7 protein-coding genes and 2 pseudogenes are annotated in these 9,550 nt (G+C 63.3%); 5 read left to right on the top strand and 4 right to left on the bottom strand.

What is annotated here, in order from left to right; genetic code table 11:
- From C7402_RS47510 to C7402_RS38925, 3 genes and pseudogenes are all read left to right on the top strand, one after another.
- Positions 1-394, top strand: a 394-nt coding sequence (locus tag C7402_RS47510; protein ID WP_208949071.1) for a hypothetical protein, incomplete at its 5' end; no start/stop codon positions are given.
- Positions 395-482: 88 nt separating this feature from the next.
- Positions 483-1,178, top strand: coding sequence for an AbiU2 domain-containing protein (locus tag C7402_RS38930; RefSeq protein WP_133254630.1), 696 nt, complete (start codon positions 483-485; stop codon positions 1,176-1,178).
- Positions 1,179-1,457: 279 nt separating this feature from the next.
- A pseudogene (locus tag C7402_RS38925) lies at positions 1,458-2,540 on the top strand (IS256 family transposase); the annotation flags it as partial.
- A 19-nt stretch (positions 2,541-2,559) separates the two neighbouring features.
- Here C7402_RS38925 and C7402_RS38920 read toward each other — a convergent pair.
- Complete coding sequence (locus C7402_RS38920; RefSeq protein WP_116614318.1) at positions 2,560-3,801, bottom strand: IS110 family RNA-guided transposase; 1,242 nt, start codon at positions 3,799-3,801, stop codon at positions 2,560-2,562.
- Between the two features lie 237 nt (positions 3,802-4,038).
- Here C7402_RS38920 and C7402_RS38915 point away from each other — a divergent pair.
- Positions 4,039-4,260: pseudogene (locus C7402_RS38915) on the top strand (transposase); the annotation flags it as partial.
- Positions 4,261-4,477: 217 nt separating this feature from the next.
- On the opposite strand, the gene C7402_RS38910 reads toward C7402_RS38915, so the two are convergent.
- The 3 genes from C7402_RS38910 to aroQ all read right to left on the bottom strand — a co-directional run bounded on the left by C7402_RS38910 (position 4,478) and on the right by aroQ (position 7,211).
- A complete protein-coding gene (locus C7402_RS38910) occupies positions 4,478-5,767 on the bottom strand; it encodes an MFS transporter (protein ID WP_224045371.1) in 1,290 nt (429 codons plus the stop codon).
- A 92-nt stretch (positions 5,768-5,859) separates the two neighbouring features.
- Positions 5,860-6,759 (bottom strand): shikimate dehydrogenase, encoded by a 900-nt coding sequence (locus C7402_RS38905; protein ID WP_116614317.1) that lies wholly within the window; start codon positions 6,757-6,759, stop codon positions 5,860-5,862.
- Complete coding sequence (gene aroQ, locus C7402_RS38900) at positions 6,756-7,211, bottom strand: type II 3-dehydroquinate dehydratase (protein ID WP_116614316.1); 456 nt, start codon at positions 7,209-7,211, stop codon at positions 6,756-6,758. Before aroQ ends, C7402_RS38905 begins: the two co-directional genes overlap by 4 nt.
- 305 nt (positions 7,212-7,516) lie before the next feature.
- On the opposite strand from aroQ, the gene C7402_RS38895 reads away from it, so the two are divergent.
- On the top strand, positions 7,517-9,433 hold the full coding sequence (locus tag C7402_RS38895; RefSeq protein ID WP_116614327.1) for a bifunctional sugar phosphate isomerase/epimerase/4-hydroxyphenylpyruvate dioxygenase family protein: 1,917 nt from the start codon (positions 7,517-7,519) through the stop codon (positions 9,431-9,433).
- The last annotated feature ends 117 nt before the right edge of the window (positions 9,434-9,550 follow it).

Genomic DNA, 9,550 nt, shown 5'->3' with positions numbered 1-9,550 from the left:
CATCACGAACGTCAACATCCTGAACCGGTTGGGCTCGACAGTACTGATCGAACTACAGGTGAGGCGCACCGGAGTACAGCCAACCGGACCACTGGGTGACCAACGCGCAAAAGCAATTCTAGGAGCATCCGACGTTTCAAAACCGAGTGTGACCTTCCGGACTTTGGTAATCCCTGAGCAGAATGCACGCGAAGAGGATCAAAGAGACAAAGCAAAATCGTTTCCGTGCTCCCAGGCTCTCCTGGAGAAACTTCGAAGTACCGATCGAGAAAAGGCGGATGGGCTCGCCTGTATAAAGCTGAGCGTACCCAAGGATCACCTCATCGGTCACACCGTCAACGGGCCGGCGACTTATGCCGGTGATTTTTCGCAATATGTCCGGATGGCTCCGTGAAGGCTAATACCCAGTAACGTTGCGCCGCCGATCCAAGACCCAATCTCCAAGTCAAGGCAATATGAGCGCGAGCGAGTCGCTGGACCAAATGAAGGAAGCCGTGAAGGCAGCCCAGGACGAAATAGTCATGGCCGTCATGTTCCACGAGACATGGAAGCCAACGGCATATGATCCCTCCCTGCACGTACGAATGGGTAATTCGTTTGCGACACATTCGTTCCAGATCGTGCGCCTGTCCCTGCGCCGCGAAATGCTGCTCGCGCTCACGAGACTCTGGGACACGAACAAACGTGCTCTTCGAATGACCGCCATAGCGGAAAAGCTTAGCGACCGGCAATTCTTTGATGCTCTTGTCGAAGACCGGGTTGCCCGACTGAAACTCTCATGGGAATACGCGAATAAAAGCGTACGAGAAGAGCTGAGAGCTAAACGCGACGCCGTGTTGGTGCTGGTCCGAAAGTACTCGGAAGGCGGCGAGAGTCAAGGCGTACTGGAAAAGGTTCGATCGCTGCGACACGAGCGACTTGCGCACCGACAACTGGCAGGGCGGAAGACACCGACAAGAGCAGAGGCCAAGGACGCTACCGACGGGGAAATCGAATCTTTCTACAACGACAACCTGGAACTCGTGCGGCTCCTGCTGAGCTTGGTTCTGGCGACGGCCTTCGACCCGACGGACACCGCCGACGTGTACCGGCACCACGCGCGTTTCTTCTGGGCGAGCGCACGCGGCGAGAGGACCGAAGGGCATCCTGATTATTTCGCTCCGCGAGAGCAGAACTGATCGCCTGCCGGGCGGAAACACAATTGGCGGGCACGGCGATAGGTATCCGGCGCGGCGCTCCCGCAAAGTACGCTAGCCTGTCCTGGGACGTGTTCACGGGGGACACCCATCTACAAACCTGCGGCTCTTGATACGACGCGCGTGACGCTCGCCCGAGGTTAGGGTCTGTTAAACCGCCTTGCACACAAAAATGCGGATAGGTTCCCATGTAGTCCCCGCACATGGACCTATCCGTCATTTCGTGGGCGAGGCATATCATGAGAGGTAAAAATCATGGATATGCCGATGAAGAAGAAACGCACGGTAGCTTCGCAGGCAGCGGCCCGAGGGCCGCTGCCTGCCTTGCCTGACGGTCTGCTTGACGAACTGGTCAAGGGGCCGATGACGCCCGCCGAGGTCCAGGACCTGATGCTGGCGTTCAACAAGGCCGTCATCGAGCGCGCGATGGGCGCCGAGATGAACAGGCATCTGGGCTATCCGCCGGGCCAACCCAAACCCGAAGGCCAGGCCAACGAGCGCAACGGTGCCAGCGGCAAGACCATCATCACGGATCACGGCCCGCTCAGGGTTGAACTGCCGCGGGACCGCGACGGTAGCTTCGAGCCGATCCTGATTCCCAAACACGAGCGCCGTTTCACCGGCTTTGACGAGCGCATCATCGCGATGTACGCGCGTGGCATGAGCGTGCGCGAGATCCAGGCGTTTCTGGCCGAGACCTACGGCACCGAGGTTTCGCCCGATTTCATCAGCTCGGTCACCGACGAGGTGATGGCCGAGGCCCTGAGCTGGCAGAACCGACCGCTTGAGCCGATGTATCCGGTGGTCTTCTTCGACGCACTGCGCGTAAAGATCCGCGGTGATGGCGTGGTGAGCAACAAGGCTGTGTACCTGGCCCTGGGCGTCCAGGCGGACGGCCAGCGCGACGTGCTCGGGCTGTGGATCGAGCAGACCGAGGGCGCGAAGTTCTGGCTCAAGGTGTTCAACGAACTCAAGACCCGCGGTTGCCAGGACATCCTGATCGCGGTCGTTGACGGGCTGAAGGGGCTGGCCGAAGCGATTGGCACGGCTTACCCGCGCACCACCGTGCAGACGTGCATCGTGCACCTGATCCGTAACAGTCTGGAATACGCCAGCTACAAGGACCGCAAGACGATCGCGGCAGCGCTGCGTCCGATCTATGCTGCGGCCAGCGAACAGGCGGCGCAACTGGCCATGCAGGCGTTCGCTGACGGCCCCTGGGGCACACGGTACCCGATGATTGTGCAATGCTGGCAGCGGGCCTGGGAGCACGTCACGCCGTTCTTTGTGTTTCCACCCGAGATTCGACGGGTTGTGTACACGACGGATGAAATCGACAAGCTCTTTCGCAAAATTTCTGTTTTTATGTTTGTGTCCGCGTGCCGGGCCACTCCAGCGGTGTGGCATATGCCCTGGGTCGCGTCTGCTTCCATCTCGAGAACAACCGTTGATAGGTGCGCTCGGCCTGTTCGGCAACCGCGCGTTCCTGGTCGCGCACGCTCTTCAGGCTATAGGCAGCAGCAGAACCTTTGCGTGAACCATGCTGCGCCGGCATTCCGGCCTGCAGTTCCAGTGCGCGCAGCTTATGCGCAGTCAGGGCGGGACGATCCCATGCGAATGGCTCGCCTCGTGCGAGCACATACCATACGATGACGGCCAGCTTGCGGGCGGTCGCCACGATGGCGATCTGCTGGCCGCGGCGGTCACGCACGCGCAGGAAGAAAGCGCGCAGCGGGCCAGGCGCCTGTGCCGCCCCCCAGGCTGCCTCGACCAGCATCGCACGGGCGTAAGAACGTCCGCGCTTGGTGATGTGGCCGTGCCTGGCCGGAGTCAGACCGGATTGATAGACCGCCGGATTGAGCCCGAAGTAGCTCACCAGTTTCTCCGGATTCGGAAATCGTGCGATATCACCGATGGCCGACAGCAGGCCGATGGCCACCGTGGTGTTGACGCCGGTGATCGTCAGCAGCTTGCGAAGCCGTTCGTCGCTGATGGTCGCTTGTGCCAGCGCCCGCTCCATCTCTTGCAGGTCCTCGCCGAGACGGTCGAGTTCACGTAGACGCTGTTCGACACCCAGCCGTTCATCCATTGGCAGCAGTTGGGCGCTGAGCCACGTGCGCCCCTTCCTGCCGAAAAGGTCGGAGGCGGGACACCGTTCGATCAGGTGCGCAGCCAGCACCGCGTGGATCTCGTTCTTCAGTCGCGTGCGTTGCCGGACCAGTTGCGCACGACGCGAGATCTGGCGTCGGAGCGCCAGCGTGTCCTCGTCGGGCATCCAGACTTCGGGCAGAAAGCCGCTCGCATATAGTTGCGCCAGGACGGCCGCATCGATCTTGTCCGTCTTGACACGCGCCTCGGCGATCAGCCGCACCTGCAGCGGATTCGCGATCGCCACGCGCGCAACGTGGCGGCGCAGCACGTTGACGATGGTTGCGGTATTGCCGGTTGCTTCAAGCACTACATGATCGGTGCAGCGTAGCGTCGCAGCAAAGCGCTCCAGTTCGTCGCGTCGCAGCCCGGTCCGGCCGCCGGCACGCAGCGTGCCGTCCTGCAGGTACGCGATCTCGGCCACGGAGCGTGAAACATCGAACCCTATGATTCGCATAACCGTCTCCCGTTTCAGATATCACTGCTGGGAGCCGGTGGGACAGCACGACAACTACGGATTCGCGCTCGCAGCGCAACCGGGCGGGTCGCAGGGGCGGCCAACTACTAACACGAGCTCGCAGCTCATCGTATAACAACGGCCTGCCCACCCGAAGTGCTCCCCAGTGCCCCTTGTCCCGGATGGTCACACCATACGCCTGAACTGCCGGACGCGGGACCGCGAGGCACCGGCTATATCATGCCGGTTACCAACGCCATTGAGAGTCTGAACATGCAGCTACGCAAGATCATCAAGACCCGGGGCCACTTCCCCAACGGCGAGGCTGCCATCAAACTACTCTGGCTGGCGCTGCGCAATGTGCTGGCCAAGTCGGTACGGGCAACCTTCGACTGGAAATCCGCGATGAACCAGTTTGCCATCCTGTTTGGCGAGCGCTTTACGCTCGCCCGAGGTTAGGGTCTGTTAAACCGCCTTGCACACAAAAATGCGGATAGGCTCCCGCACATCAAATCTACCCCGAGAGAACTTGCTATGATTGCCATCAAGACCTTGATGGATAAGGGTTCTGGCGAATTGCGGGTGAGGTTTGACGTTGCCCCGCACAGGGGCAACCCAGGCAGACCGACACGACCACAAGAAAACGCGAAAACCCCGGCAAGCCCCCCAACCAACGTCAAAGCTCAATCCGCTTGATATCACCAACAACAAAGATATAAGAAGCCGCACCGACCAACGCGATCACGCCAATAAACACGAGCGCCCAGACAAACGACCCCGTCGCACCGACAATCAGCCCCACAACCAGCGGAGTGATAATGCCCGCAAGATTAGCCGCAAGGTTGAAGATGCCACCGGTAAGACCGAGCATGCCAGCCGGCGCGATATCCGAAACAAGCGTCCATCCAAGCGCGGCCATACCCTGCGCAAAGAACGCCACAGAAAGAATCGCAATCACCGCAACATTACTCTCCACGAAGTTCGCGAGAATGATGGTCGAAGCGAGCAACAGCCCGGCGATGATCGGCAGCTTGCGCGCCACATTGGCCGAAATCCCGCGACGCAGCATCCAGTCAGAGAACGTGCCGCCAAACATCACGCCAATCGAAGCGGCAATAAACGGCATGATCGCGAAGAAGCCGATCTTGAGCCAGCCCATGTGGCGCTCGGTGGCGAGGTAGGTCGGGAACCACGTGAGGAAGAACACGAGCGTGGAGTTGCCTGCGAACTGTCCGAGGCAGATACCTGCAAGCTGACGGCGACGCACGAGCTGCCCGGCCATGCGCCAGTCGAAGCCCTGCTTTTTCCCCTCAGGCTGCGCGTCGGCCTTGCGCTCGTGGCGCGCGAGCCCCCCGCCTGCCTCGATGTAATCGAGCTCGGCGCGATTGGCCGCCGGATGCTCATGCGGCTCGCGATAGAGGAACCACCACACCGCGCCGAACGCAATGCCCACGGCGCCCACCACATAGAACAGCGAGCGCCAGCCATACGCGCCCATCAGCGCGAACAGGAAGGGGCTGAAGAACGCCAGACCGATGTACTCGCCCACCGTATACGTGCCCGTGGCGAACGCGCGCTCGCTTTGCGGGAACCAGGTGGCGACAACGCGGCTGTTGGTCGGAAAGCACGGCGACTCCGCCGCGCCCAGACCCAGGCGGCACGCGAACAGCGCGCCCACGCCGCCGATAAAGCCCTGCGCCAGCGTGCACATCGACCAGAGCGTCATCGAGATCCAGTACGTGAACTTGCTGCCGAAGCGGTCAAGGAACACGCCGCCCGGAATCTGCGCGACGACATAGCTCCACGAAAACGCCGAGAACACGAGCCCCATGAGCGCCGCGTTGATCCCGAGTTCCTTGGTGAGCTGCGGCGCGGCAATGCCGAGCACGGTGCGATCGAGGTAATTGATCATCGTGCCGACGGCCAGCAGGCCCAGGATGCGATAGCGCGCCCGCGAGCGGCGCATCGCGCCCTCGGCGGGCGTCGCGGCGGAAAGGGTCGGCGCGTCGCCGCGCCCCGTGGATACCGGTGGTGCCATGTCTCTCTCCAGGTCGTTTGTTATTCGCAGGCGTTCGCCGCCAGCATGGATTGCAGATGCGCATACATGCGTTCCGCGTCGGGCTCGACGCCCGTGAAAAGCCGGAACGCATCCACTGCCTGGTACACCGCCATGCCGCCACCGCTCAGCGTGCGGCAGCCGCGCGCCTCGGCCGCTTCGAGCAGCGCCGTGCGAATCGGGAAGTAGACGATGTCCGCCACCCACAAGCGCTCGTGCAGGTACTCCGCGGGCAAGGGCATGCCCGGCAGCTTCGCCATGCCGGTGGGCGTGGCGTGGATCAGACCCGTGGCCTGCTGGAGCACTTCGCGCAGATCGCCGCCCGCGTTCACGCGCGCCGCCGGGAAGCGCGCCTGCAATTCGGCGGCGAGCGACGCGGCGCGCGATGCGTCCACGTCGAACAGCGTGAGCGCCTGGGCGCCCATTTGCAGCGCCGCATGCGCGACCGCCGCACCCGCGCCACCCGCGCCCAGTTGCACGACCGCCGCGAGCGAGACGTCGGGCAGGCCGCGCCGGAATGCGCTCGCGAAGCCCGACCAGTCGGTGTTGTGGCCGATGCGTTTGCCGTCGCGGAACAGCACCGTATTCACGGCGCCGAGCGCGCGGGCATCGTCGGAGAGTTCGTCGAGCAGCTCGATCACGGCCTGTTTGCACGGATACGTGATGTTCAGGCCGTCGAAGCCCATGCGCTCAGCGGCGAGCAGCAGTTCGGGGAGTGCTGCGGGCGTGAGCTTCAGCGCTTCGAGATCGATGCGCCGGTACACATAGTTGAAGCCGAGTTCGCGGCCTTCCTGCTCCTGCATTGCGGGCGTGAGCGAGCCGCCAATGCCCGAGCCGATCAGACCGCAGAGAAACGATTGGGCGGTTGCGCGCGCGCCCAGCGCGTTCTTCGGGGCGCTCATTGCGCCACCTTCTTCGCGAGCAGCGTGGCCATGCGCTCCAGCGCGAGCACATAGCCCTGCGTGCCGCAGCCGACGATGATGGCCTCCGCGATGGGCGAAACGAAGGAATGGTGCCGGAACGCCTCGCGCTTGTGCACGTTCGAGATATGGACCTCGATCACGGGCTTGGCGATGGCCGAAAGCGCATCGGCGATCGCCACCGACGTGTGCGTATAGGCAGCCGGATTGATGACGATGCCGTCCACGTGCGTACGCGCTTCGTGCAACCAGTCGATCAACTGATGTTCGGCGTTCGACTGGCGAAAATCGATCTCGATCCCAAGACGCCCCGCCGCCTCGCGGCACAGGGCGGCAACGTCATCTAACGTTTCAGCGCCGTAGATCGCGGGTTCCCGCGTTCCCAGCAAATTCAGGTTGGGTCCGTTCAGGACCAGCACCGAAGGCATTCCCATGACTCACACTCCACAACAACTTGACGACCGGCACGGCGCATACTCAAGAATCGCTGCACGCTTCACCGCATGGTCGCCAGTGTGCCGCGAAGCGCCCCACCGGTCACCTGGGGTTTGCGAGAATTTGTACTAACTAGTTAGTTTGGCGTATTCTTCGGAAACTCCAGCGGCAAGTGTGTCTGCGGTGCGCCAGTTAGTTAAGCATTCGCCCCACGCCGCCGCGCCGGACCTTTTTCAACGCCGTTGCTGTAGCCAGGCCATTCGTCATGCCCATGTCCAAGCCGACCCAAGTCCCCTCTCGCGCACTGCGCCGCTCGATCGCCACGGTGTCGGTCAGCGGCACGCTGGCCGAAAAGCTCGCCGCGATCCACGCCGCGGGTTTCGACGCCGTCGAGATCTTCGAGAACGACCTGCTCTATTTCGAAGGCTCGCCGGCCGACGTGCGCCGCATGGCCGGGGATCTCGGTCTCGATATCGTGCTGTACCAGCCGTTTCGCGATTTCGAGGGCGTCGCGCCCGAGCGCCTTGCGCGCAACATCGAACGCGTCAAGCGCAAGTTCGACGTGATGCATCAACTGGGCACGGACCGTTTGCTGGTGTGCAGCAATGTCTCACCCGAAACGATCTGCGACGACGCGCTGGCCGCCGAGCAACTGGGCGCGCTCGCAAAAGCAGCCGGGGAAGCGGGCGTCACGATCTGTTATGAGGCGCTTGCGTGGGGCCGCCACGTGCGCACCTATGGCCACGCGTGGCGGCTCGTCAACACCGTCAACCACGCCAACCTCACGCTCGCGCTGGACAGTTTCCACACGCTCTCGCTCGACGACACGCCCGACGGCATCGCCGCGATTCCGGGCGAGCGCATCGGCTTCGTGCAGATCGCCGACGCACCGAGAATGCAGATGGACGTGCTCGAATGGAGCCGCCACTATCGTTGCTTCCCGGGCCAGGGCGATTTCGACCTCGCCGACTTCACCGCGCAGGTGGTGAAAAGCGGCTACACGGGTCCGCTTTCGCTCGAAATCTTCAATGACGGCTTTCGCGGCGCGCCGCCCGCCGCCACGGCCGCCGACGGCCACCGCTCGCTGCTGCTGCTCGAAGCCCTCACGCGCGAAACTCTGGCAGTGGAGCATGTCGAGGCGGACGCGCTCTACCACCCGAGCGCCGCGCCCGCCAACGCGCAGTGGCAATTCCTCGAATTCGCCGTGGACGACACGGCGCGCGCGCACGTGGCCAACTGGCTCGAAAAGCTGCATTTCCGCCGCGCGGGCCAGCATCGCTCGAAGGACGTGACGCTCTATCAGCATGGCCTCGCGGCCATCGTGCTCAACGCCGAGCCCGACTCGTTCGCCGGCGCGTTTTTCCAGCGCCACGGCCTCTCGCTGTGCGCCTCGGCGTTTCGCGTGGACGATGCGCGCCTCGCGCTCGAACGCGCGGCCGGCTTCGGCTATCTGCCGTTCTCGGGCCGCGTGGGTCCGAACGAACGCGTGGTGCCCGCCGTTCAGGGTCCGGACGGCAGTCTTAACTATTTCGTTAATGAGGAGCCGGGCCAGCCCACGCTCTTCGAAGCCGATTTCTCGCTCACCGATATCGACGGTCCCGTTGAAGTCGGTCCGATCATCGGCATCGATCACGTGAGCCTTTCGCTGCCCGCCGGCTCGTTCGATTCGTGGGTGCTGTTCCTCAAGTCGGTGTTCGGTCTGGAGGCGAGCCCCGCCGTGCTGGTCCCCGATCCGTACGGACTCGTGCGCAGCCGCGCGCTCATGAGCCGCGACCGCGGGCTGCGCGTCGTGCTCAATGCCTCCGTGGACCAACACACGGCCGCTGCGGAAACGGTGCGCGCCTATCACGGCACGGGCCTGAATCATGTGGCGTTCAATACGGGCGACATCTTCCGCGCGGTGACCGAATTCGAGGCGGCGGGCGTGCCGCTGCTGCGCGTGCCCGCAAACTACTACGACGATCTCGACGCCCGCCACGCGCTCGATCCGGCCTTCCTCGACTCGCTGCGCGCGCACAACCTGCTCTACGACCGCGACGAGCGCGGCGGCGAGTTCCTGCACGCCTACACGGAAACGCTCGACCAGCGCTTCTTCCTGGAAATCGTGGAGCGGCGCGGCGGCTACGACGGCTACGGCGCGCCCAATGCCGCCGTGCGCCTCGCGGCGCAGGCACGCCAGCGCGCGCTCGCCGCGCAGGAAGGGAGCGCATCGCAGGACTGAAACAAACGCTGTCACCCGCAGTCGCTATCCGTCACTTCTCGCCGCCGTACGCACGCCGCAGCAGCCAGTCCGCTCGCGGCGTAGCGAAAAAACGATAAATAAGCAGTCCAAATTTCA

The organism is Paraburkholderia unamae (assembly GCF_003096875.1).
GTDB lineage: Bacteria > Pseudomonadota > Gammaproteobacteria > Burkholderiales > Burkholderiaceae > Paraburkholderia > Paraburkholderia unamae.
Note: the sequence above shows the minus strand (reverse complement) of the source record. Positions and strands in the feature narration are given on the sequence as shown.

Coding starts and splice junctions, on each gene's coding strand:
- C7402_RS38930 (WP_133254630.1), top strand. CDS start 483: ATGAAGGAAGCCGTGAAGGCAGCCCAGGACGAAATAGTCATGGCCGTC.
- aroQ (WP_116614316.1), bottom strand. CDS start 7,211: ATGGGAATGCCTTCGGTGCTGGTCCTGAACGGACCCAACCTGAATTTG.
- C7402_RS38920 (WP_116614318.1), bottom strand. CDS start 3,801: ATGCGAATCATAGGGTTCGATGTTTCACGCTCCGTGGCCGAGATCGCG.
- C7402_RS38910 (WP_224045371.1), bottom strand. CDS start 5,767: ATGCGCCGCTCGCGGGCGCGCTATCGCATCCTGGGCCTGCTGGCCGTC.
- C7402_RS38905 (WP_116614317.1), bottom strand. CDS start 6,759: ATGAGCGCCCCGAAGAACGCGCTGGGCGCGCGCGCAACCGCCCAATCG.